This is a genomic window from Hymenobacter frigidus (assembly GCF_014640435.1).
Classification (GTDB): domain Bacteria; phylum Bacteroidota; class Bacteroidia; order Cytophagales; family Hymenobacteraceae; genus Hymenobacter; species Hymenobacter frigidus.
In genome coordinates, this window is sequence record NZ_BMGY01000030.1 from 16995 (window position 1) to 41789 (window position 24795).

Sequence of the window (24795 nt, forward strand, 5' to 3'; positions counted from 1 at the left end):
CGACTCGTTGCCTCGCCATTCAAATAAGTAGCATGATTAAAAAAATAATTTTCGCCGCCGCTGTAATTGGTATTATCTTCTATTGCCTGAGCGACTCCAAGCCCAATTCAAGCGCTTATTTAGCGCAACTAAATAAATTTCGCAGCGAGAAGAACCGCAGCTTTCGCCAGTCCGAAGAATCACCGCTATCTACCCCGCAAAAGGCGAAATTCGATAGCCTGAAATACTATCCCGGCGACCCAGCCCTGATTCCGCACGCCGATGTTTCGCGCAATACTACTCCCGATACCACGCTGCTGCAAATGAGCGACAACAAATCGGAGAAATACCTGAATTGGGGCCAAGTGAAATTTACCATCAATAATGCGCCGCAGCAATTGCGTATTTATTTGAAAGCCAACGGCACCGATTCCACGCTATTTATTCCCTTCACCGACCTCACCAACGGCCGCGAAACCTACGGCGGCGGCCGCTACCTCGACGCGGCCATCCCCAAACTCAACGAAACCGAAATAACCCTGGATTTTAACCGCGCCTACAACCCGTTCTGCGCCTACAATAACGCTTATAGCTGCCCCGTCCCACCGGCCGAAAACCGGCTTCCGGTGGCCATTCCGGTGGGCGAAAAATCGTTTCACGATTAGCCCGCAGTAGTTGCCAGGTGGGCAGGTTGGCATGCTGCACTAGCTGCCCGTTGGGCCGAACCGCTCGGTTCGAATGGCGTTGTCGGGCAAGCCCTGGGCTTGCAACAAAGTCGCCGCCTCTTCGACCAAGCCAGTTGGGCCGCACACGTAGCACTGGGGCGGGCCGGACAAGTAGCCCCGGGCTTCGGCCAGCATGGCGGCGTCGAGCCGGCGCCGGTAACCGACCCAGCCCACCGGCACCCGCCGGGTGTAGGTGAGCAAGAGCGTGAAGGTCGGGTCGGTTTGGGCCAGGGCTTCTAGCTCATGCTGATAAATAAACTCGTCGGGGGAGCGCACGCTGAAAAGCAACACGACCGGGTTGGCCAACCCGGCCCGCTGGCGGTGGCGCAACATGGCCATCAGCGGTACCACGCCCGAGCCGCCGGCCACCAACAACAACGGAGCGTCAACGCCATCGACGGGCCACACAAAGTAGCCGCCGATGGGGCCGCGTACTTCCAGCTCATCGCCTACCGCCACGCCTTCGTACAGGTAGCCCGATACCTCGCCGCCACTAATCCATTCCACGGTGAGGGCGATTTCACCGATTTGCTCCGGGGGCGAGGCAATGGAGTAGCTACGCTCGGTTTGATAGCCGTCGGGAGCCGTTAGGCGCAGGTCGTAGTGCTGGCCGGCGCGGTGGGGCGTCCACTGGGGCAGGCGCAGAGTGTAGGTATTCACACGCTCGGTTTCGGACGTGATGGCCATGACGGTGGCAATTTGCCAATCGAGCCGGCTCACAGGCGGATGCTATTGGTAGAGGCGTTGTCGTCGTCGCTGTCGTAGCGCTGCTCCTGCCACGGGTCGCCGTACAGGCTGTAGCCGGCGGCCTCCCAAAAGCCGGGCTCGTTTTGGGCCATGAAGCGCAGGCCTTGCACCCACTTGGCGCTTTTCCAGAAGTAGAGGTGAGGCACCACCAGACGCGCCGGCCCGCCGTGCTCGGCCACCAAGGGCTTGCCTTCATACTGCAAGCCGATGAATGCCTGGCCGTTGCGCAAGTCGGCCAGCGGCAGGTTAGTCGTGTAGCCGCCGTAACTGAAGGCCATCACAAACTGGGCTTCGGGCTTGGGCTGCACGTGTTCCAGCAAGGTATCGAAGCTGATACCCCGCCACTTGGTGTCAAATTTCGACCATTTCGTAACGCAGTGAATGTCGGGGTTGAAGTCCTGCTGCGGCAGGGCATTAAACTCGTTCCAACTCCACTTCACCTGCTTCTCCACCAATCCTTCGAGCCGAAATTCCCAGTTGACCAGCGGAATACGCGGCGTGGGGCCGGCCGTGAGCACCGGAAAATCGGGTGTTTCGTACTGGCCGGGCGGCAGCTTGTGCGGCCCGTCGGTAGGCCGCCTAGCGTGGAAGCCTTTGTTGATAACTGGCATAATGAAAAGATTGACGTGGAGGGGGTATGACAACTGACTTCAACGCAATAATTTTTTCAAGCAAAAACAGCTTGCTGACCAGTGCGGCAGGGCAACAGCAGAGCCTGCGCTGTTTTTCGGGCGAGAGCTTGGGAGGATGTATACGAACGAGTCCCCAACCCGGTCATTTTACGCCGCCGTACCTTCGCCGTGGGTATTCGCCAACAAATACCTCTTTTACAATAAACCGAACAACCCAATGCGTATTTCTTTCGATTGGCTTAAAACCCTCATCCCAACCGACAAACCCGCCGCCGAAATCGGCGCTTTGCTCACCGGCTCGGGCCTGGAAGTGGAGAGTTTGGAGGAATTGGAAAGCATTCCCGGCGGGCTACGCGGCCTGGTGCTGGGCACCGTGCTCACCTGCGCCGCCCACCCCGACGCCGATAAGCTCAGCCTGACCACCGTAGACGTGGGCGACGGCACCCCGCGCCAAATTGTGTGCGGCGCCAGCAACGTGGCCGCCGGCCAGCGTGTGGTAGTGGCCTTGGAAGGGGCCATGCTCTACCCCACGCAGGGTGAGCCGTTCAAAATCAAGAAGAGCAAAATCCGCGGCGCGGCCTCCGAAGGCATGATTTGCGCCGAGGACGAAATCGGCCTCGGCACCTCGCACGCCGGCATTATGGTGCTGGAAACCGCGCTACCCAACGGCACCCCGGCCGCCGACTACTTCGGCCTGGGCTCCGACACAGTGTACGAAATCGGCCTCACGCCCAACCGCGCCGATGCCGCCTCGCACTACGGCGTGGCCCGCGAGCTGCGCGCCCTGTTGCGCCAGCCCTGCCACCTGCCGGACACCAGCGGCTTTCACGCGCCCACTTCGGCCAGTACCAACATTGGGGTCACCATTGAGGACTCAACCGCTTGCCCGCGCTACGCCGGCCTACTGCTCAATAATGTTAAGGTTGGCCCTTCGCCCGAATGGCTGCAGCGCCGCCTGCGCAGCATCGGCCTCTCCCCCATCAACAACGTGGTGGACGTGACCAATTTCGTGCTCCACGAGCTAGGCCAGCCCCTGCACGCCTTCGACGCCGACCAGATTGCCGGTGGCCAGATTCGGGTGAAACGCGCCGCAGCCGGCGAGAAATTCGTGACGCTAGACGGCACTGAGCGCACGTTAAAAGCGGAAGATTTGGTGATTGCCGATGCCCACGGCGCGCCCATGGCCCTGGCCGGTGTGTTCGGCGGCAAGACGTCGGGCATGAGCGAAACCACAACCCGCGTATTCCTGGAAAGCGCGTATTTCGGCCCTGCTGCCGTGCGCCGGACTTCGCAGGTGCATCAGTTGAAAACCGATGCCTCGTTCCGCTTCGAGCGCGGCACCGACCCGAACATGGTGCTGGTGGCGCTGCAGCGCGCTGCCTTGCTGCTGCAGGAAGTAGCCGGGGCCACCGTGGCCGCCCCCATCGTGGATGAGTATCCCGCCCCGGTGCAGCCGGCCACTGTGCGCCTGCGACTGCCCCGCGTGGCGCGGCTGGTGGGCCAGTACATCGCCCCTGAAAGAATCCGCCAGATTCTGACCGATTTGGACATTGAAATCACCGAGGAAAACCTGGACGAGGGCGACCAAGACACCTGGCTGCTAACCGTGCCGCCCCACAAAGTTGATGTGACGCGCGAGGCCGATATTATTGAGGAAATTCTTCGGATTTACGGGTACAACAACGTGGAATTGCGGACGAATAATTCGGCCTCTTTCCTGGCGAGATTTCCGAACCCCGACCCGGAAGTGACGCGGGTGAAAATTGCGTCATTACTAAGCGGGCAGGGCTTTTCCGAAATTCTGACCAACTCGCTGACCAACTCAGCTTATTTCGACAAAGAGGGCGAAGCAAATAATTCGCTGGTCCGTATTCTCAATTATAACAGCGTTGATTTGAATGCTATGCGGCCCACGCTGCTGCATTCGGGCCTTGAAATTATCCGGCACAATATCAACCGGCGGCAGCGCGATTTGAAGCTGTACGAATTTGGCAAAGTGTACTCGCAAAACGAGAACGGCAAATACCAGGAAAAGAACAAGCTGGTGATTTACCTGACCGGCAACGCCGATGGCGAAACCTGGCAGTACAAGTCGGAGAAAGCCGCTTTCCATGACCTGGCCGGGGCGGTGCAGCAGGTGCTGGCGGCGCTGGGCTTCGGCGGGGCGGCCTCACAGCCGGTGCAGCACGAGTACCTGGCCGGCGGCCTGGCCCTACTGTTGCACAACCAGCCCGTGGCGCAGCTCGGGGCCGTGGCGGCCTCGGTGTTGAAGCGCCTGGATGTGACGCAGCCGGTGTGGTACGCCGAGTTGGATTGGGACGCGCTGAGTAAGAAGTACAAGCCCACGCTGGTGGCCCGCGAGCTGTCGAAATTCCCGGAAGTACGCCGCGACTTGAGCCTCGTGGTGGACAGTAGCGTGAGCTTCGACCAGTTGCGCCAGATTGCCCAGCGCACCGAAAAGAAGCTCCTGCAAAGCATCAATGTCTTCGATGTGTACGCCGGCGAAAACCTGGGCGCGGGCAAAAAGTCTTACTCGGTGAGCTTCATTCTGCAAGATTTTGCGCAAACGCTCAGTGAGCAAGCCATCGACCAGGTGATGCAAAAGCTGATTGCGCAGTTTGAGAAGCAGGCCGGAGCACTGATTCGGAAGTAGTAGTTCGGGAAGTTACCGCAGAGGTCCGCGGAGAAAGTGCAGAGGTGCGCGGAGAATATTCTTCTGCGTATCTCAGCACTTCCTCCGCGGACTTCTGCGGTAATTTTCTACCAAATATTTGTAATGAGCAAGGCCGCACCCGCGATGTATGCCGGGCATGGTTGCGTTCGCAGTAGTAAGTTGCGGCCCAGTTCACGCTTTTGTTTTTCCATTTTCAACTTTTCCGCAAAAATGAACCTTCGTTTTCTATCTACTCTGGGCCTGGCCCTGATTACCACGGCCAGCCTGGCGCAGCAAAAGCCTGCTGCCAAAGCCCCCGCCGCCAAAGCCGCGCTCATGACCACGCCCGGTGGCACCCGGCTGGTGGAAAAAGTAACCCGCAAGCCCGGCGAGCTGGTGGTGCCCTATGAGAAGTACGTACTACCCAACGGCCTCACGCTCATCGTGGCCGAAGACCATTCGGACCCGCTGGTGCACGTGGATGTTACCTACCACGTGGGCTCGGCCCGCGAGCAGGTAGGCAAGTCGGGCTTTGCCCACTTCTTTGAGCACATGATGTTTCAGGGCTCCGACAACGTGGCCGACGAGCAGCACTTCAAGTTCGTGACGGCGGCCGGCGGCACCCTCAACGGCTCGACCAACACCGACCGCACCAACTACTTCGAGACGCTGCCCAACAACCAGCTCGAAACCGGCCTCTGGCTGGAAGCCGACCGCATGGGCTTCCTGCTCGATGCCGTGACGCAGAAAAAATTTGAGGTGCAGCGCAGCACGGTAAAAAACGAGCGCGGCCAAAACGTGGACAACCGCCCCTACGGCCAGGCCCAGGAATACATTCAGAAGGCCCTGTTCCCCTACGGCCACCCGTATTCGTGGTCGGTTATCGGCTCACTGGCCGATTTGGACCGCTCGAACGTGGACGACCTGAAGAACTTCTTCCTGCGCTGGTACGGCCCCAACAACGCCACGCTCACCGTGGGCGGCGATGTGACCCCGGCCCAGGTGGTGAAGCTGACGGAAAAATACTTCGGCTCCATCAAGCGCGGACCGGCCGTGACCCCCACCCGCGTGGCAGCCCCTAAGCTGACCCAGGACCGCTACGTGAGCTACCAGGATAATATCCGCTTCCCGATGCTGCAAATGGTATTTCCAACAGTGGCCCACGGCCACCCCGACGAAATACCGCTCGACGCGCTGGCCGAAATCATGGGTGGCGGCAAGAACTCGCTCATCTACAAAAACCTGGTGAAAAACCAAAAAGCCGTGCAGGCCCAGGTGTTTCAGCAGAACCAGGAGCTGGCCGGCGGCTTCACCTTCCTGGCCTTACCCTTCCCCGGCAAGGGCCTCGACAGCCTCGAAACCATCGTGCGCAACACCATGGTGGAGTTTGAGAAGCGCGGCGTGACCGATGCGGACGTGCAGCGTTTCAAGGCCCAGACCGAAGCGCAGAACGTGAACAGCCTGGCCAGCGTGAGCGGCAAGGTGAGCCAGCTGGCCGCCAACCAGACCTTCTTCGGCAACCCCAACTACCTCGCCGTGGAGCAGCAGCGCCTCAAGGCCCTTACCAAGGCCGACGTGCAGCGCGTGTACGACCAGTACTTGAAGGGCAAAAAGGCCGTTATCCTGAGCGTGGTGCCCAAAACCGGCGGTGCCCCCGCCAAGGCCGACAACTTCACGGTGGACCAGACCGGCTACAAAGCGCCGAAAGACGAGTACGCCGGCTTGAAATACAGCAAGGCCACCGACACCTTCGACCGCAGCAAGCAGCCCAAAGCCAGCGGTAATCCCGTGGTGAAAGTGCCCGCTCTGTACCAGGAAGCGTTTGACAACGGTCTGAAAATCATTGGTACCCGCAACACCGAAGTTCCGGCCGTGACCATGCTGCTGACTCTGCGCGGCGGCCGTCGCCTGGAGCAAGGCAATCCCGGCAAAGCCGGTGTGGCCGCCCTCACGGCGGCGATGCTCAACGAAGGCTCGCAGAAGTACACCGGCGAGCAGTTCGCGGCCGAACTCGACAAGTTGGGCAGCACCATTCAGGTGGGCGGCGGCACGGACCGCACCACGGTGTATGTGCAAAGCCTGACCAAGAACCTGCCCGCCACGCTGGCCCTTCTGGAAGAGCGCCTGCTGCACCCGCGCTTCGACCAAGCCGATTTTGACCGCTTGAAAAAGCAAACCTTGGAGGGTATTGCCAACCAGAACACTCAACCGGTGGTCATTGCCGATAAAACCTACGCCCGCTTGCTCTACGCACCAACCGACGTGATGGCCCTGCCCACCAGCGGCACGGCCACCAGCGCCGCCAGCCTGACCTTGGATGACGTGAAGCAGTTTTACGCGCAGAACTACGCCCCCAACGTGAGCTTCCTCACCGTGGTGGGCGACGTGAATCAGGCGGACCTGACGCCCAAGCTGGCTTTCCTGAAAAGCTGGGCCAAGAAGCCCATCACCCTGCCCACGGCCATGGCCGCCACGCAGCCCGACAAAACGCGCATCTACTTCGTGAACAAGGACGGGGCCGCGCAGTCGGAAATCCGGGTGGGCTACCTCAGCACCATGCCCTTCGACGCCACCGGCGACTACTACCGCGCCGGCTTGGCCAACTACGTGCTCGGTGGGGCCTTCAATTCGCGCATCAACCTAAACCTGCGCGAAGACAAGGGCTACACCTACGGCGCCAACTCGGGCTTCCGCAGCAGCGCCTACCCTGGCCCGTTCACGGCCAGCGCGGGCGTGCGCGCCGACGCTACGGCGGCTTCGGTGAAGGAGTTTGTGAAGGAAATCACGGACTACAGCAACGGTATCACGGATGAAGAACTGACCTTTCTGCAAAATTCGATTGGTCAGGGCGACGCGCTGAAGTACGAAACCGGCCAGCAGAAAGCCGCTTTCCTCAGCCGCCTGCTGGAGTACAACCTAGCCCCTACGTTCGTGGACGAGCAGAGCCAGATTCTGAAGAAGCTGACCAAGGAAGACGTGCAGGCCTCGGCCAAGAAAAATCTACCCGCCGATAAAATGTACATCGTGGTGGTAGGCGACCGCAAGCAGCTGCCCGCCGTGCAGGCCCTCGGCTACGAAGTAGTGGAGCTGGATGCCGATGGCAACCGCGCGGCCGAAGCCGCCAAGGCCCCTGCTGAGGCCTCAGTGCCAATGGCCGCGCCCGCCAATGAGAAGACCAAGACCAAGATGGAAGACGGCGGCAAAATGAAAACCAAGTCGAAGAAGGGCTAAGCGAGCGCCGTAAGAACGTCATGCTGAGCGAAGCCGAGACATCTCGCGTGCAGCAGTAATTCAATCGATTGGATTGCTACCACACGCGGGATGCTTCAACTTCGCTCAGCATGACGTTCTTTTTTTATGCATTACCCAGGCCCGAAAGCAAACCGACCTGACTAGCAGGCAGCGAACGGGCCGGGGATAAAGCGTAGCTTTCGCATCGCCGCTTTATCTTCACCCAAAAATTTACCGCCCGTGGCCTCTACTCAACAGCTTGCGCAACTCGACCGCCTGGAGCGGCAGATTACCACCTTAGTGGCTGCCTATCAGCAATTGCGCGAGGACCTGGCCGATGCCAACACCACCGTGCAGCAGCTGCGGGCCGATGTGCGCGAGCGGGACCGGCAACTCAAGGAGCGCCAAAATCAGGAAAATATCGTTAAACTTGTACATACCATAGCTGGGGAACCCACCCACGCCAACGAACTTAAACTACGCCTCAACGAATACATCCGCGAACTGGATAAGTGTCTTGCCTATTTGAGAGACTAACCCCACTGACCCTCACCTCCGCCGCCGTAACTGCCGCCTTATGAGCGAACTAGCCATCAAAATTCGTATTGCTGACCGGGACTATCCGATGCGCGTAGAAGTGCAGGACGAGGAACGGCTGCGCCTGGCGGGCCGCCTATTGGGCGACAAGCTGCGCGAATTCCGGGAAGGCTACGGCATTCAGGACAAGCAGGACCTGCTGGCCATGGTAGCCCTTGCCACCATGGCCGACCAATTGAAAGTGAGCAAAGAAAAGGACGGCACCGATGCGGCGCTGACCGAGCGGCTGGCTCGTTTCGACGAGCTGCTATCAGGCGTGGTGCTAACGAGCTAATACAGCCCGGCTAGCACCCACACACTCGTTGGCCCGGCAGGGCGGCGCGGCAATCGGCCGCTTCCGCCCGGCCCGGGCACATCTGTTCTACCCGGTTATGGTTTTTTACCCACCCCAAAAACCATAATTCCATGACCTCTTTAATAATGTACTGTCTGCTGACTGCAGTGGTCGCCCTGGTGGCGGGCATCGTAGCAGGCAGGCAGCTGGCCGGCAAAGCCCGGCTAGACCACGAGGGCGAGGCTACGGCCCGCGCTCAGCAAATCCTGCGCGATGCGGAGGAGAAAGGCAACCGCCTTCGCGACGAGAAAATCAAGCAGGCCGATGAGCGACTAGAGCAATCCAAGAACAAGTTCAAGAGCATCCGCAACGAGTTTGACCAGGAGAGCAAGCGCCTCAAGCAGTCACTGGACCAAGAGCTCACCGAGCGCCGCCAGGGCGTGGTGGAGCAAGAGCAAAGCATCAAAATGCTGACCGAAACCACCCAGCGCCAGCTCGAGCAATTGCAGCGCAAAGAGGTAGACCTGGAAAAAGCCCGCGAGAAAAACCAGACCGACACCCAGCAGCTGCGCGACAAGCTGGAAAGCCAGGCCGAAAAGCGCCGCACTGACAACGAGGAGGCCATGGCCGAGCTCGAAGAAAAGCAAAAAGAAGCCGACGAGCAGTTGCACTCCGTGCAGCGCCAGCTTGAGACCATAGCCAACCTGACGGCCGCTGAAGCCCGCGAGCAGCTGGTGGAATCGCTGAAGAACGAAGCTCAAATTCAGGCTAGTTCCTACGTGAAGGACACCGTGGCCCAGGCCAAGCTGACTGCCACTAAGGACGCCAAGAAGATTGTGCTGGAAACCATTCAGCGCACGGCTTCGGAGCACGCCATTGAGAACTGCGTGTCGATTTTCAACATTGAAAGCGACGACGTGAAGGGCAAAATCATCGGCCGTGAGGGCCGTAACATCCGGGCGCTGGAAGCGGCGACGGGCGTTGAAATCATCGTGGACGACACTCCGGAGGCCATTATCATTTCGGGCTTCGACCCGGTGCGCCGCGAAATTGCCCGCCTCTCCCTGCACTTGCTGGTGAAGGACGGCCGGATTCACCCGGCCCGCGTGGAGGAAATCGTAGCCAAAACCCGCAAGAATATTGAGGAGGAAATTATTGAGATTGGCGAGAAAACCATCATCGACCTCGGCATTCATGGCCTGCACCCGGAGCTGATTAAAATGGTAGGCCGGATGCGCTTCCGCTCGTCCTACGGCCAGAACCTGCTGCAGCACTCGCGCGAAGTAGCCAACCTCTGCGCCACCATGGCCGCCGAGATGGGCCTCGATGTGAAGAAAGCCAAGCGTGCCGGCCTGTTGCACGACATCGGCAAGGTGAGCACCGAGGAACCCGAGCTGCCCCACGCCATCTTGGGCATGGAGATGGCCAAGAAGTGGAAAGAGCACCCCGACGTGGTGAACGCCATCGGGGCTCACCACGACGAAATTGAGATGACGGCCATGATTTCGCCGCTGGTGCAGGCCTGCGACGCCATTTCGGGCTCGCGCCCCGGTGCCCGCCGCGAGATGATGGAGAGCTACATTAAGCGCCTCAAGCAGCTGGAAGAAACCGCCAACGGCTTCAAGGGCGTGAACCAGTGCTTCGCCATCCAAGCCGGCCGCGAGCTGCGCGTGATGGTGGACGCCGAGAACGTGACCGACGAGCGTGCTGCCGAGCTGAGCTTCGAGATTTCGCAGAAAATCGAAAAGGAAATGCAGTACCCCGGCCAGATTAAAATCACCGTGATTCGGGAGATGCGCGCCGTGGCCTACGCCAAGTAAGCAGCGGGCTACGTTTATGCAGGAAGCCCTTGAAGCAGTTGCTCCAAGGGCTTCTTTTTTTACTTTTTTAGCTCCTCTTTGATATCAAACTCTGAGCCGATGCAGGTCTGTTTCCCAGTTAACTCGTGCTGTCTGGCTGTAGCCCTCGTGCTGAGTGCCTGCGCCGTGCAGAAAAATCCCTACGCCACCACCAACCGCTCCTACAAAGCGCAGGTGAAGGCATATGCCCAGGCATTGCGCGCCACGCCCGGGCCCACGCCGGGGGCCGACAGCCTGGGGGGCAAGTATTGGGTGGGCACTACCAATTTCAACCTGCGCAAGCCCAACTATGTCGTAATTCACCACACGGCACAGGACTCTACGGCCCAAACGCTGAGGACCTTCACGCTGCCCCGCACGCAGGTGAGCGCGCACTACGTGATTGGGCGCGACGGCCGGATATACCACCTGCTCAACGACTACCTGCGGGCCTGGCACGGCGGCGTGGCCCGGTGGGGCAACACCACCGACATCAACTCCAGCTCGGTTGGTATTGAGCTGGATAACAACGGGACCGAGCCCTTTGCCGAGGCTCAGATGACCAGCCTGCTGCTCGTACTGACCGATTTGAAAAAGGCTTACGGTATTCCGGCGGCTAACTTCATCGGCCACGCCGACATTGCTCCCAGCCGCAAGAATGACCCCAGCGCCCAGTTCCCCTGGAAGCGTTTGGCCGACCAGGGTTTCGGCCTATGGTACGATGCCGGGCCGTTGCCCAGCCCTTTCCTGCCCGACAGTGCCGCTGCCTTAGCCAGCCGGCTGCTGATTCCGCGCTTGCCCGATACCGACACCGCTCTGCCCGCCCCTACCCTACCGCCCGACACCAGCACCGTTGATGTCCAGCTGGCCCGCCTCAACAGCTCGCTTACGGCCTTCGACCCGCAAGCGGCGCTGCGCATTATTGGATATGACACGCGGGACTTGCCGGCGGCCATCCGGGCTTTTAAGCTTCATTTCATTCAGCAAAACGTGGCCGGGCCGCTGACGGAGGCCGACAACCGGATTCTGTACAACCTGTACAGAAAGTGCCTCTGACCCACCACCACTGTTATATTTATCCTACTGAAGCCGCCGCAACAAGCATTGTGGGCTTTAAAGCAAGTATATGTTAGAAATATCTCAACGCGGGCAGGCCATGCCCGTTTCCCCGTTCCGCAAGCTTGCCCCCTATGCCGAACTGGCCCGCCAGCAGGGCAAAATCGTGTACCCGCTCAACATTGGGCAGCCCGATATTGAGACGCCGCCGGCCGCGCTGGCCGCCGTGCGCAACGCCGATATTCGGGTGCTGGGCTACACCCACGGCGCGGGCACCGAGAGCTACCGCCGCAAGCTGGCCGCCTACTACCAGCGCACCGGCATGCCCGTGGTAATGGAAGACATCATTGTGACCACGGGCGGCAGCGAAGCCATTTTATTCGCGCTGCTTACCTGCCTGAATCCCGGCGACGAGGTAATCATTCAGGAGCCATTTTATGGCGCGTACACGGCGTTTGCTATTGCGGCGGGCGTCAGCATCGTGCCCGTCACGGCGCACATCAAGGATAATTTTGCGCTGCCGCCACTAGCCGATTTTGAGCGGGCCATCACGAAGCGCACCCGCGCCATCCTCGTTTGCAACCCCAGCAACCCCACCGGCTACGTGTACAGCCGCGCCGAGCTGGAAAGTATGCTGGCACTATGTAAAGCCCATAATCTATACCTGATTTCGGACGAAGCCTACCGGGAATTCTGCTACGACGCGCCCTACGTGAGCGCGCTGCAACTGGCCGGAGCCGAGCCCAACGTGGTGGTAGTCGACACCGTTTCGAAGCGCTACAGTGCCTGCGGGGCGCGCATCGGCGCGCTCGTCACGCTGAATAAAGCGGTGTACGCGGCCGCCTTTCGCTTCGCCCAAATGCGGGTGAGCCCGCCCGGCCTGGGCATGCTGCTGGCCGAGGCCGCCGCCGAGCTGCCCGAGTCGTACTTCGACGCCAGCAAGGCCGAGTACCAGGCCCGGCGCGACCTGACGGTGGCCCGCCTGCGGGCCATGCCCGGCGTGGTGTGCCCCTGCCCCGGCGGCGCGTTCTACGTGCTGGCCCACCTGCCCGTGGACGACACCGAAGCTTTCGGCCAGTGGCTGCTCGAAAGCTTTTCCTACGAAAACCAGACCCTGATGCTTTCGCCCGCCAACGGCTTCTACCAAACGCCGGGCCTGGGCCGGCACGAAGTGCGCATCGCCTACGTGCTCAACCAAACCGACCTGACTGCCGCGCTCACCTGCCTGGAGCACGCCCTGCGCGAATATCCCGGCCGGACCGAACCACTGCCGAGCGTTGCCAAAACCGCCGCAGTGCTAACGGCCTAACTCCTGCATTCCTCGTTTCAATTCTTCTTACCGATGACCCCAACCATTGCTCCTGCTCCCGAAGCTCCTACCAAAGACTACCGCGCCCCGCTGCGGTTCTGGCACTGGGGCAGCGCCTTGCTCATAAGCGCGCAGCTGGCCACCATTCTGTTCCAGAAGGTTATCGTGAACGCGCGGTCGGCAGTGCCAGAGTTTCAGCAGGCGCTGAGCAAAGACAATGTGGTGCTCACCACGCAACAGGCCCGCTCGCTCACGCACATTATCAGCGAGCGCATCTGGGAGTGGCACATTTACATCGGACTAACGCTGGTGGGTTTCTGGCTGCTGCGCGTGGTGCTGGAGCTGCGCGGGCCGTCGGACATGCGCTTTTCGGCCCGGCTGCTGGCAGTGGCCCGGCGCTACCGCCTGGCCCCGCCGGCGGAAAAGGGGGCCGCGGGCAAAATCCTTTTTGCCACGGGCACCTACGCGCTATTCTACGCTTTCCTGGCCGTAATGTGCCTCACCGGCCTCGTGCTGACGTACCACAACGAGGTTGCCTTCTTCGATAAAATCGAACACACGGCCGAGGAAATCCACAACGTGACCATGTGGCTCATCATCGGCTTTTTTGTAGTGCACGTAGCGGGCGTGGTGTGGACTGAAATAACCAAGGACCACGGGTTGATTTCGCGCATGGTAGGCGGCGAAGCGCCCAAGGCGTAACCTGACTCCCTGCCTCCCTCTCCAAAAAAAAGGGGCACCGGATATGCACTGAAAGGTATACCCAACAAAAAAGCCCGCTTAGTAGCGGGCTTTTTTGTCTTTGGTGGCGCAATTTGCTCAGAGCCAGTGCCCCCTCTCTTTTGGAGAGGGGGTCAGGAGCTGAGGTTACTTAGTTGCCGCTGCCGGGCTTCTGCTCCATCTTCTGCATGGGGCTGGCCTGGGCGGCCTGCTGCATGGGGTTGGGCGCGGCTTGCTGCTGCTGCTGAAACAGTTCGAAGCGCGAGGCGGCGGGCTGGCGCGGGAAGGCGTTGTTGCTCAAATCCGTGTCGGCTGTTTGCTGAAAGGGGTCGATAACGAAGCTGATGACGGGCTTCTTGGTCACGATGATTTTCGTGACTTTCTCGTTGTTTTTGCGCCAAATTTCAGCCGGAATCGTTTGGATTTCCTGGGTGTTGTCGGCGTAGGTCATTTGCAGCACCACGGGCATCACGAGGCCGCCCGCGTTGCGCAGGCTTAGCTCGTAAAAGTTTTGGGTGTTGCCGAGGCGCTCCTGCTGCTCGGGGCTCAGGGTTTTCAGGTAAGCAGCGAAGCGCTGCTGGTCGGCCGAAGTCACGGCCAGCGGGTCGTAGCCGTTGTAGAAATCCTTCAGCTCGGACTTCTCCTCCACCAGGGTTTGCTTGATGTCGGTGGCGTTGCGCTGGGCCGTGATGGACTGCGGCGCGGCGGCTTTCTGCTGCTGCAGGCGCACGTTTTCTACCTGCGGGTTCTTGGTACTCACGTTGAAAGATTTCACCGATTCCAGGGCCAGGTCGGTATGGTCGGTGGTGTAGAACCAGCCGCGCCAGAACCAGTCCAAATCAACCGCCGAGGCGTCTTCCATCGTGCGGAAAAAATCGGCCGGCGTGGGGTGCTTGAAGGCCCAGCGCGTGGCGTAGGTCTTGAAGGCGTAGTCGAACAGCTCGCGGCCCATCACCGTCTCGCGCAGGATGTTGAGGGCCGTGGCAGGCTTGCCGTAGGCATTGTTGCCAAACTGCAGCGCCGACTCCGAGTTAATCATAATCGGCGACTGCAGGTTGCTGCCCGTGGCCATGTAGGCGGCAATGTTGCGCGGCTCGCCGCGGCGGCTGGGGTAGTTGCGCTCCCACTCCTGCTCGGTCAGGAACTGCACGAAGGAGTTCAGGCCCTCATCCATCCACGACCATTGCCGCTCGTCGGAGTTGATAATCATGGGGAAAAAGTTGTGGCCCACCTCATGAATAATCACCGAAATCATCCCGTATTTCCGCTCTGCCGAGTACGTGCCGTCCTTCTCGGGCCGCCCGCCGTTGAAGCACAGCATCGGATACTCCATGCCGCCCACCGGGCCGTGCACCGAAATGGCCACCGGGTAGGTGTAAGGAATGGTGTATTTCGAATACGTTTTGATGGTGTGGGCCACCACCTGCGTCGAGTACTGGCCCCACAACGGGTTGCCCTCCTTGGGATAATACGACATGCACATCACCGGCTTACCGTCCTGGTCAATTTCCATGGCATCCCAGATGAACTTGCGCGAGCTGGCCCAGGCAAAGTCGCGCACGTTGCGGGCCACGTAAGTCCAGGTTTTAGTGCCGGTGGCGCGGCCGGCCTCAGCCTTCACGGCCTCCTCCTGGCTCACGATGAGCACCGGCTTCTTGGCATTTTTAGCCTGCGCGAAGCGTTTCATTTGGCTGGATGACAACACCTGGGCCGCGTTCTGAAGCGTGCCGGTGGCCCCCACCACGTGGTCACTGGGCGCGGTGATGCTCACCTTATAGTCGCCGAAGGGCAGCGTGAACTCGCCGTTGCCCAGAAACTGCTTGTGCTGCCAGCCCTGGTTGTCGGAGTACACGGCCATGCGCGGGTAAAACTGCGCGATTTCGTAGAGGTAGTTCTTGTCCTCCGCGAAGTACTCGTAGCCGCTGCGGCCGTTGATTTTCGACTGGTCGTTGATATTGTAGTGCCACTTCACATTGAAGGACACCGACTGGCGCGGCAGCAGCGGCGCGGGCAAATCCACGCGCATCATGGTGTTGTTGGTCACCGTGTGCAGCGCCCGGCCGTTGGCCCCGGTCACGCTCTCAATCTTGAAGCCGCCGTCGAAATCCGACAACATGCCTTCGAGCGCCTGAAACGGCACCTTGTCCTGCATCGAGCCCACCTGCGTGGCGCTGGCGATGGAGTTCTGGTCGAAAATATTCTGGTCGAGCTGCACCCAGAGGTAGGGCAGCGCATCGGGCGAAAGATTGGTGTAGGTGATGGTTTCGCGACCCGTAATGGCCTGCTTGGCATCATCAAGCGTCACCTTGATGTCGTAATCGGCGCGCTGCTGCCAGTAGTCGGAGCCGGGCGCGCCGCTGGCGGTGCGGTAGCTGTTAGGCGTGGGCAGCATCGTTTCGAGCTGCGCAAATTTGTCGGTGCCCGAGTTGGTGTTCTGGGCCGCGGCGGGCAGCTGGCCCGCTACGGCCAGCACCAGGCCGGCGAATAAAAAACGACGCATACAGTAAGCGTGAGTTGAAAAAATCGAAAGAAGTTGGAAACCTTGATTGAAAAGGTCGTCGAAAGTTACGCCAACGTTGCGCCACCGCAACTGGTGCGATAGTCGCCAGTGGGTGGCGGAGCGGCTACGACCACAGCTGTTGCAGCAGCAGCACCGTGGCAATGCCCAGCGCCGCCCCGCTGGTGGTCAGCAGCCAGTCGCGGCGCGCCACGCCCAGCCCCCGCAGCAGCAGTGCCCCCAGCAGCAGAATGATGGTTACGATAAGCACCTGCCCCACTTCTACGCCCACATTGAAGGCCAGCAGCTCCTGAATGGGCCGGCTACCGGCCCCAAGCAGCGCCCGCAGGTAGTTGGAAAACCCCAGCCCGTGAATCAGGCCGAAGCCCAGCGCCAGCGCGTTGGGCGCGGCGGCCAGCACCGGGGCCCGGGGCCGCAGCGCCCGGCCTGCGCCCCGCAGGTTCAGCAGCGCCGTAACCATGATGGTAACAGGAATCAGGGCTTCGATGATGGCCGGGTTGAAGGACACTAGGCCCAGCGTGGCCAGCGCCAGCGTGAGCGAGTGCCCCAGCGTGAAGCTGGTGACCAGCGCCAGCACCCGCCGCCAATCCGTCAGCACATAGGGCGCGCACAGCGCCAGCAGAAACGTGAGGTGGTCGGCGGCGCGGGGCGTGCAGATGTGCAGAAAGCCCAACTGCCAATACGTTTGAAAAACAGAAGCCATGCGGCAAAGCTAGTGCTAGCCTCCGGAGGCCGACGTGTATCTTGCGGCGGTTTCTACCCAGTCAAAAATTTTATGATTAATCGTTTACTGCTCCTCCTCACCTTCGTCCTGCTCAGCACCGGTGCTTTGCGCGCCCAGAACCAAGAGTTGCTGGCTTCGGCCACGTTCAAGCAACGCCTGCGGGGGCAATACCTGCACAACGACACCGCCCAGGCCATTATCAACCTCTACAGCCGCCGTCAGGCCGGCGGGGCCAGCTGGATTGTGGGGGCCGCGCTCGCCGCCACCCGCCTTTCCATTGGCTCCACCACCCCCACGCCACCCAACAGCTACGTGGTGAACGACAACCGGGTCAATCCCGCGCTGGCCTTCCTCGTAGCCTCGCCCATTGCGGCCTACGGCGTGGGCAAGCTGCTGCATTACAGCAACGGCCATCTCGAAACAATCCTGACCAACTACGCCGCCGGGCAGCGGCTGCCCCGCTCGGTTCGGCGCAAACTGGCCCCCCGATTTTTCGCGCAGTCCATCATCCAGTACCAGCCCGTAAAGGTGCAGCCAGTCAAATAGAACCATTACGTGATTGCTATGCGCTTTTTACTTCTTTTGATGCTGCCGCTGTTTCTATTGAGCAGCTCGGCGGCAATGGCCCAAACGCCGGCCGTGACTGGCCCACCGGCCACGGCAACTCCCCGCCCCAACGTGCTGCCCGCCGATACCGGGGCCGTGCTGCTCTTCAATGGCTGGTACCTGCCCGCTTACCGCGGCGGCTCCTCAGCGGCCGATACCACCGGCGCATTGCTTTCGCTGTTTCGCAAGCGGCGCTACGCGGGCTTTTTGTTCGCCGTACCATTTATCTTGGGAGCGTCACTAGCCTTGCCCATTGCCTCCACCGATGCCAATGGCACCCGCACGGTGGCCTCCGAAGCGATTTCGCCGCCGCTGGGCTCGGCCATTCTGCTGGGTACGGTGGTGGGCTTTATCGCGCACGCCGCCAAGTTCAACAAAGCGCATTTGGTGGCGGTGGATGGCGCCTACGCTGCCGGCCGGCCCATTCCCCGCAAGTACCGCAGCCAGCTCAACGCCTCGCACTTCGCCGAAGCGGCCTACCTGCGCGAAGCCATTGCCCAGCAAAAGGCCCGCGAGCGGTCGGCCGCTCCGCGTTAGCGCAGTCGTCAGCCGCAAATAATTGCCTGCACCAGACTTTTCAACGTGCATCACTGCACGTTTCAAACCCATTCGAACGCTATTTATGGCAGTTTGAATGGGTTTATTAATTGAAATTTGTCAGTCGGTCATGCCGAGTATGTGGCGCATCAGGCCAGGGACCGAGGCATCTCGCTCGGGCCGTCCGGGCCGTTCAACGAGGCGAGCGAGATGCCTCGGTCTCTGCTTAATGCGCAGAATGCTCGGCATGACGGTCACTTAGTTTTTTTGACTTTCTAAACAGCTTCACAACTACCAAGCTTGCTGTCCTCAACAAAGCCAACAAAAATGCGCTGGTAAGTGCCTAAAGTAGCAGCAGAGCCCTTCCCGGAAAGATAATCCGTAAGCTGTCCTGCGGCTACTTCTTGTAAATCCGTTCAGCTGCGCTGATGTTCACCGCCGGGGAGGGGCTTACTTTTGAGGCTAAACCTGCTTTCTCATCGGGAGCACCGCCACTTGCTATGGACACTTTACTCGGCACCGATTTGGCCCACGCCGCGGCTTTGCTCCGCGCGGGCGAGCTCGTAGCCATTCCGACCGAAACCGTGTACGGGCTGGCCGGGCATGGCCTGCGGGAAGACAGCCTGCGCCGCATTTTCGCGGTGAAGGGCCGGCCCCTTACCAACCCACTCATCCTGCATTTTGCCAGCGTGGAGCAACTGCCCTCGTACGTGCGGATGGCGGCCGTACCCGCGGCGGCGCATCGGTTGCTGGCGGCGTTCAGCCCGGGGCCCCTCACGCTGTTGCTGCCCCGCGAGCCCGCCGTGGTGCCCGACCTCGTCACGGCCGGGCTGCCCGACGTGGCGGTGCGCATCCCGGCCCACGCCTTGGTGCAGGACCTGCTGCGGCGGCTCGATTTTCCGCTGGCGGCCCCCTCGGCCAACCCTTTCGGCTACATAAGCCCCACCCGGCCCGCGCACGTGCTAAGCCAACTCGGCGGCCACATTCCCTACCTGCTCGATGGCGGGGCTTGCCAAGCGGGCATCGAAAGCACGGTAGTGGGGTTTGGGCCAGCCGGTGAGCCGGTGGTGTACCGCCCCGGTGCCATTTCGCTGGAAATGCTGCAGGCCGTGGTGCCGGCCACCCGCATGCGCACCGCCCCGGAAAAGGCCCGCCCCGCCGCCAGCCCGGGCCTGCTGCCGTATCACTACTCCCCCCACACGCCGCTGCAGTTGTTTGGCCCGGGGCACGCTGCGTTGCCACCTTTCGATATGGCCACCACAGGCGCGCTCGCCTTTCGGGAACTACTGCCCGGCCTACCCGCCGCGCAGCAAATAGTGCTGAGTCCCGGCCGGGGCGATTTGGCCGAGGCCGCCCATGGTCTGTACGCGGCCCTGCACCAACTCGACGCGCTGGGCCTGCAGCTGCTGCTGGCCGAACGCCTGCCCAACACCAGCCTGGGCCTTGCCCTGAACGAGCGGCTGGAGAAAGCCGCCGCCCGAAAATAGCGAACCCAACAGCCGAGGCATCCTTCTCCTCCCCAACCCGCCCCGCCGCCGTGGCTGGCGCAGCGCGGGTAGCGGCAGTTTCTAAAGCAGCACTACTAGACTGCCTTGGGCTGGCGCGAGTTTAGCGCAGCGTAACTCGTGCCTATCATTCGGGCGAGGTTGCGCCTCACATTAGAAAAAACTACTGTAAACCCTTTGGCGCAATACCGCCTTGCCGCTGCGCGGCAGTGGAGGCTCAGCCTCCACGTCAAGGTTAGTCACGAGTTGCGCTGCGCTAAACTCGCGCCAGTTGGGGCCAGTTGGGGGCTGAAGCTGCGGGAGTAGCTGGAGTTTCGGCAGGCACATACTGGAGAGTCAGTAGCCTAGCGAGGCGGCTTGCACCATTTTGTAGGCCTTTGGCGTTAACTTGCTACTGACCTCTACACATTACTACCATGTCTCCCATTACTGCAATTCAGCCTACTAAGCTCAACAGCTTACAAATTAGCCTACTTCGCTTATTTGAGCGCGGTATGAGCGATGAAGAGGTTTTGGAGTTGCGGCGGGTGTTGGTGGCGCACATGTCGCAAAAAATGCTGGTCGCGGTAGAGCACATGGATTACGAGCGCGGCTACACCGCTGAAGATTATGAGCGAATGCTCAATGCGCCTTCCTGATGCGTCGAGCAGTAATTGATACGAATTGCCTACTTGCGTCGCTCAACTGCAATAGCCCGTATCACCGCTTGTACCAGTTGTTCGCCAGCGAAGCATTCGACTGGATACTCAGCAATGAGATACTGACCGAATACGAGGAGGTTCTGACCAGAGAATACACGGCCAGCACCGCCAAGCAGGTACTGGAGATTTTGCTAGCAGCCCCCAATACGGTGCAACAGGAAGCCTACTACAAATGGCAACTGATTGAAGCCGACCCTGACGATAACAAATTCACTGACGTAGCCATCGCCGCCACCGCCGATTACCTCGTCACCAACGACCAGCACTTTGAGGTTCTTAAGCAGCTAGAGTTTCCACGGGTGCCCGTCGTCAGCTTGCAGGAGTTTTTAGGCAACTTTCGATAATTGAGTTTCCGCATAGAAAAGCCCCGTTGGCACTACGCCGACGGGGCTTTTTGTGTGATTCCCCCGCGCCCCGCCGCCGTGGCTGGCGCGGCCGCAGCAGCACTAGTTTCTGCCAGCATGCCCTGGCGCGGGTGTAGCGCCGCGCAACTCGTGCCGGAACAGCTGGTAGGGCGGCCTTACACTAGCAGGGCTGGCGGTGGAATGACCGACCGGCGCAATTCAGCCTTGCCATTGCGCGGCAGTGGAGGCTCAGCCTTCACGTCGACACCAGAATATTGGGTGCTGGTACTGTTACCTTTCCGTAGGCAGGCCGAGTAGATACAATTTCTTGGCCTTGCCCGATATGAGGCCAGTTTCCCAAGTGTAGCCATCGGATTGCAACCCTTCGAGCAGCGTTGCCATATCGCCGAGGGTATACGTGCGGGCATTGGAAACTGCGCCGTCCCAGGCAAAGCAAAACGGGATAACGGGCAAGGCGTACGTAAAAAGTAGCTGTTTTACCGTAAGCGGGCGCGCAAAGGGGGTGATGAAAAGCGCCATCAGGAAGTTCAGCGGCAGGGCCACCCACCACAGGCTGATTGGAAAGCTGTTGTCGCTAAGTTCGTACACGCAGATTGCCTGTCGCTTTTCCTTGGCGTCTTGGAGGATACGCCGGGCTACCTCCGGGCGCATGTGGTGAAAACTGCCAACCAAAGTGCGCACACCGCGCAATTCCGGGGCTACGTCGGCCGCGTTTATGGATTGGGTATCGTACCGTAGCGCAGCATCGCCCTGCCCTTTGATGGCAGCGGCCAAGGTCAGATTCGGGTACAAATCCGTCAGCGTGAGCGTCAGGCAGTCCAGTCCGGGCTGCTTCTTCAGCGTCCGGTACACTTCCAGCATCGAGCCTCCGCTGCCCGAGCACAGGTCCACAATGGCCGCGCTTTCGGAATGGGCCAACGCCCGGCTGAGCAGCTGCACCAAGTCGGCCGACGAGCCCAGAAATTTGTGCATGACCACGATGAGCCGCGTCACGCCGATGCGTATCCAGTTGGGAAACCAGGCGAAGTCTTCGAGCTCGAACAAGTGGATTCGTTTCATGCAGAGTAGGTGTAAGCCGAAGTGCCGGTTTGGAAAGGAAAAACGAAGCAACCAACTTGCCTAAGGTTGACAGTCAGACACCGGCCTTAGCAGTTACCTCTGGTGGCTGTTGGGCAGAAACTGGTTTGCCGTGGCAACTTACAAAAAGGCCGTTGCGTGTGCGTTATAGTTGCTGCACATAAAAATGCAAAAAGCCCCGCCAGCACTACGCTAACGGGGCTTTCCCATTTACAAAATCGACTCCAGTGAATTACACCGCCGGCATTTCCACGTTCTCGAACTTCACCGCACCGTCTTCCAGAACGGCTTCTACCACGGCATCTTTACTCACGCGGCCCGAAAGAATATCTTTCGACAATTCATTCAAAATAACGCGCTGCAACACGCGCTTGAGCGGGCGGGCACCGAACTGCGGGTCGAAGCCGGCTTCGCCCAAGAAATCCAACACCTCGCTAGTGGCTTCTAATTGAATTCCGGCATCGGCCAACCGCTGCTGGATTTGCTTGAACTGGATGTCCACGATGCGGCGGATTTCCTTGCGCTTGAGGGGCTGGAACATCACGATTTCGTCGATGCGGTTCAGGAATTCGGGGCGCATGTGCTGCTTGAGGCGCTCCATCACTTCGTCGCGGGTGCGGTCGACTACCTCCTCGTGGTTGAACTCGTTGAGGTCCTTGAAATTCTTTTGGATGATATCGGCCCCGGTGTTCGAGGTCATGATGATGATGGTGTTCTTGAAGTTCGCCACCCGGCCTTTGTTGTCGGTGAGGCGGCCATCATCAAGCACTTGCAACAGGATGTTGAACACGTCGGGGTGCGCTTTCTCAATTTCATCGAGCAGCACCACCGAGTAGGGCTTGCGGCGCACGGCCTCTGTGAGCTGCCCGCCTTCGTCGTAGCCCACGTAGCCGGGAGGTGCGCCTATCAGGCGCGAGGTGGCGTGGCGCTCCTGGTACTCGCTCATGTCGATGCGCACCAAGGCGTTTTCATCGTTGAATAAATACTCGGCCAAGGCCTTGGCCAGCTCGGTTTTGCCCACGCCGGTGGAGCCCAGGAAAATGAACGAGCCGATGGGCCGCTTGGGGTCTTGCAGGCCGGCCCGGGAGCGGCGCACGGCATCCGAAATGGCCGCGATGGCCTCCGATTGCCCTGCCACGCGCTTGCCCAGCTCGGCTTCGAGCTGGAGCAGCTTCTCGCGGTCCGATTGCAGCATTTTGCTCACCGGGATGCCCGTCCACTTGGCCACCACTTCGGCGATGCTTTCGCTGGTGACGACTTCCTGAAGCATCGCGCCGCCGTCTTTATTAGCTGCGGCTTCTTCCTGCAAGATTTTCAGCTTGGCTTCGGCTTCCTGAATCTTGCCATAGCGCAGCTCGGCCACGCGGGCGTAATCACCCTGGCGCTCGGCCTGCTCGGCTTCCAGCTTGAACTGCTCGATGGCTTCTTTTTGAGTCTGAATCCCGGTCAGAACGGCCTTTCCGCCTTCCCAGCGGGCTTTGAGGGTGTCGCGCTTGTCGTTCAGCTCGGCCAGGTCCTTGCTGAGGACGGCTTCGCGGTCGCGGTTGTCTTCGCGGCGGATGGCTTCGCGCTCGATTTCGAGCTGCATGATGCGGCGCTGGATTTCGTCGAGCTCCACGGGCATGGAATTCAGCTCGATGCGGAGCTTGGCGGCGGCCTCGTCCATGAGGTCGATGGCCTTGTCGGGCAGGAAGCGGTCAGTGATGTAGCGGGCGCTCAGCTCCACGGCCGCAATCACGGCGTCGTCGGTGATGCGCACGCCGTGGTGCAGCTCGTACTTTTCCTTGATGCCGCGCATGATGCTGATGGCGTCCTCAATGGTCGGCTCGTCCACCATCACGGCCTGGAAACGGCGCTCCAGGGCCTTATCCTTCTCGATGTATTTCTGGTATTCCTTGAGCGTAGTGGCCCCGATGGCGTGCAGCTCGCCGCGCGCCAGGGCAGGCTTGAGCAGGTTGGCGGCGTCCATGGCACCCTCCCCCCCGCCGCCGGCCCCGATGAGGGTGTGCATCTCATCGATGAAAAGCACGATGCGCCCTTCCGAGTCGGTCACTTCTTTGATAACGGCCTTGAGGCGCTCCTCAAACTCGCCCTTGTACTTGGCCCCGGCCACGAGCAGGCCCATGTCGAGGCTCATGATGACTTTGTCGCGCAGGTTTTCGGGCACGTCGCCGGCCACGATGCGCTGGGCCAGGCCCTCCACAATGGCGGTTTTGCCCACGCCGGGCTCGCCGAGCAGCACGGGGTTGTTTTTGGTGCGGCGCGAGAGGATTTGCAGCACGCGGCGGATTTCCTCGTCGCGGCCAATCACGGGGTCCATCTTGCCGCGCCGCACCTGCTCGTTGAGGTTGGTGGCGTAGCGGTTCAGGCTCTGGTACTGGTCTTCGGCGCTCTGGCTGGTGACTTTGCGCCCGCCGCGCAGCTCCTGAATGGCGGCCTTCAAGTCCTTGTCGTTGAAGCCAGTGTCTTTGAGCAGCGTGGCCACGGCATCCTTGCCGCTGAGGATGCCCAGCAACAGGTGTTCCACAGATACGAATTCGTCGCCCATGTCCTTCATGGCCCCGTTGGCGCGTTGCACGGCGGCGGCCGCGTCGTTGGCGAAATAGGGCGAGCCGCCGCTCACCTTCGGGTAGGCGGCCACGATGGCATCGAGCCGCGGCGTGAGAATGTTGAGGTTGGCGCCCAGCTTGTTGGCCAGAAACGAGAAGACGCTTTCGTCGCTCTGGAAGAGGCCCTTCAGCAAATGGCCCGTTTCGACGGCCTGCTGCTGGTTGCCCCCGGCTATTTCGGTGGCCTTCTGCACGGCCTCCTGTGCCTTGATAGTGAAGTTTTTAAAGTCCATGGTGCGTAGTCTCTAGGTGGGTGCTTCCAAGGTAGAAGTTCTACGAGGGGACTAGCAAAGGGGGTGCGGGAAGTATTTTTCGGACTTTTTGGCTGGAAAATTCAGTGCTATATGAATAATTACTGCCAAAATTTCTCGGGTCTGGTCCAATAGAGTACA

General features: G+C 60.3%; 20 protein-coding genes. 14 read left to right on the forward strand and 6 right to left on the reverse strand.

The genetic code is table 11. From position 1 onward, the window contains the following. Nucleotides 1–32 precede the first annotated feature (32 nt). Nucleotides 33–644 carry a DUF1684 domain-containing protein gene (locus tag IEW17_RS14645; protein WP_188562804.1) on the forward strand — a complete coding sequence of 204 codons (612 nt, stop codon included), beginning with the start codon at nt 33–35 and terminating at the stop codon, nt 642–644. A gap of 39 nt (nt 645–683) precedes the next feature. Here IEW17_RS14645 and IEW17_RS14650 read toward each other — a convergent pair whose 3' ends face one another. After that, complete coding sequence (locus tag IEW17_RS14650; RefSeq protein ID WP_188562805.1) at nt 684–1424, reverse strand: ferredoxin reductase; 741 nt, start codon at nt 1422–1424, stop codon at nt 684–686. Further along, the gene (locus IEW17_RS14655) at nt 1421–2062 is read right to left on the reverse strand and encodes a sulfite oxidase-like oxidoreductase (protein ID WP_188562806.1); all 642 of its coding nucleotides are present in this window, start codon (nt 2060–2062) and stop codon (nt 1421–1423) included. Before IEW17_RS14655 ends, IEW17_RS14650 begins: the two co-directional genes overlap by 4 nt. Before the next feature lie 238 nt (nt 2063–2300). Between IEW17_RS14655 and pheT the strand changes: the two genes are divergently transcribed. From pheT to IEW17_RS14695, 8 genes are all read left to right on the forward strand, one after another. Continuing rightward, nucleotides 2301–4736: a phenylalanine--tRNA ligase subunit beta gene (pheT, locus tag IEW17_RS14660; RefSeq protein WP_188562807.1), complete on the forward strand. Its 2436-nt coding sequence runs from the start codon at nt 2301–2303 to the stop codon at nt 4734–4736. A 231-nt stretch (nt 4737–4967) separates the two neighbouring features. Next, nucleotides 4968–7967 carry a M16 family metallopeptidase gene (locus IEW17_RS14665; RefSeq protein ID WP_188562808.1) on the forward strand — a complete coding sequence of 1000 codons (3000 nt, stop codon included), beginning with the start codon at nt 4968–4970 and terminating at the stop codon, nt 7965–7967. Between the two features lie 240 nt (nt 7968–8207). Further along, nucleotides 8208–8504, forward strand: a complete 297-nt coding sequence (locus tag IEW17_RS14670; RefSeq protein ID WP_188562809.1) for a hypothetical protein — start codon at nt 8208–8210, stop codon at nt 8502–8504. Between the two features lie 40 nt (nt 8505–8544). Beyond that, a complete protein-coding gene (locus IEW17_RS14675) occupies nt 8545–8838 on the forward strand; it encodes a cell division protein ZapA (protein ID WP_188562810.1) in 294 nt (97 codons plus the stop codon). Nucleotides 8839–8969: 131 nt separating this feature from the next. After that, the gene (gene rny / locus IEW17_RS14680; protein ID WP_229749018.1) at nt 8970–10658 is read left to right on the forward strand and encodes a ribonuclease Y; all 1689 of its coding nucleotides are present in this window, start codon (nt 8970–8972) and stop codon (nt 10656–10658) included. Nucleotides 10659–10736: 78 nt separating this feature from the next. Then, complete coding sequence (locus IEW17_RS14685) at nt 10737–11732, forward strand: N-acetylmuramoyl-L-alanine amidase (RefSeq protein WP_229749019.1); 996 nt, start codon at nt 10737–10739, stop codon at nt 11730–11732. A gap of 70 nt (nt 11733–11802) precedes the next feature. Then, the gene (locus IEW17_RS14690; protein WP_188562811.1) at nt 11803–13041 is read left to right on the forward strand and encodes a pyridoxal phosphate-dependent aminotransferase; all 1239 of its coding nucleotides are present in this window, start codon (nt 11803–11805) and stop codon (nt 13039–13041) included. Between the two features lie 33 nt (nt 13042–13074). After that, the gene (locus tag IEW17_RS14695; protein WP_188562812.1) at nt 13075–13743 is read left to right on the forward strand and encodes a cytochrome b/b6 domain-containing protein; all 669 of its coding nucleotides are present in this window, start codon (nt 13075–13077) and stop codon (nt 13741–13743) included. A gap of 169 nt (nt 13744–13912) precedes the next feature. Here the strand turns inward: IEW17_RS14695 and IEW17_RS14700 are convergent, their stop codons facing one another. Then, a complete protein-coding gene (locus IEW17_RS14700) occupies nt 13913–16261 on the reverse strand; it encodes a M1 family metallopeptidase (protein WP_188562813.1) in 2349 nt (782 codons plus the stop codon). Between the two features lie 124 nt (nt 16262–16385). After that, entirely contained in the window at nt 16386–16982 is a 597-nt protein-coding gene (locus IEW17_RS14705) for a HupE/UreJ family protein (RefSeq protein WP_188562814.1), read from the reverse strand. Nucleotides 16983–17054: 72 nt separating this feature from the next. Between IEW17_RS14705 and IEW17_RS14710 the strand changes: the two genes are divergently transcribed. From IEW17_RS14710 to IEW17_RS14730, 5 genes are all read left to right on the forward strand, one after another. After that, a complete protein-coding gene (locus IEW17_RS14710; RefSeq protein ID WP_188562815.1) occupies nt 17055–17549 on the forward strand; it encodes a hypothetical protein in 495 nt (164 codons plus the stop codon). Nucleotides 17550–17567: 18 nt separating this feature from the next. Then, the gene (locus tag IEW17_RS14715; RefSeq protein WP_229749021.1) at nt 17568–18146 is read left to right on the forward strand and encodes a hypothetical protein; all 579 of its coding nucleotides are present in this window, start codon (nt 17568–17570) and stop codon (nt 18144–18146) included. Between the two features lie 500 nt (nt 18147–18646). Further along, complete coding sequence (locus IEW17_RS14720) at nt 18647–19633, forward strand: L-threonylcarbamoyladenylate synthase (protein ID WP_188562817.1); 987 nt, start codon at nt 18647–18649, stop codon at nt 19631–19633. A gap of 434 nt (nt 19634–20067) precedes the next feature. After that, nucleotides 20068–20289, forward strand: a complete 222-nt coding sequence (locus tag IEW17_RS14725; protein ID WP_188562818.1) for a DUF8507 family protein — start codon at nt 20068–20070, stop codon at nt 20287–20289. Further along, nucleotides 20289–20696: a putative toxin-antitoxin system toxin component, PIN family gene (locus IEW17_RS14730; RefSeq protein WP_188562819.1), complete on the forward strand. Its 408-nt coding sequence runs from the start codon at nt 20289–20291 to the stop codon at nt 20694–20696. Before IEW17_RS14725 ends, IEW17_RS14730 begins: the two co-directional genes overlap by 1 nt. A gap of 291 nt (nt 20697–20987) precedes the next feature. On the opposite strand, the gene IEW17_RS14735 is transcribed toward IEW17_RS14730, so the two are convergent. Further along, complete coding sequence (locus tag IEW17_RS14735) at nt 20988–21776, reverse strand: hypothetical protein (protein ID WP_188562820.1); 789 nt, start codon at nt 21774–21776, stop codon at nt 20988–20990. 250 nt (nt 21777–22026) lie between these two features. Further along, on the reverse strand, nt 22027–24636 hold the full coding sequence (gene clpB / locus IEW17_RS14740) for an ATP-dependent chaperone ClpB (protein ID WP_188562821.1): 2610 nt from the start codon (nt 24634–24636) through the stop codon (nt 22027–22029). Between the last annotated feature and the right edge of the window lie 159 nt (nt 24637–24795).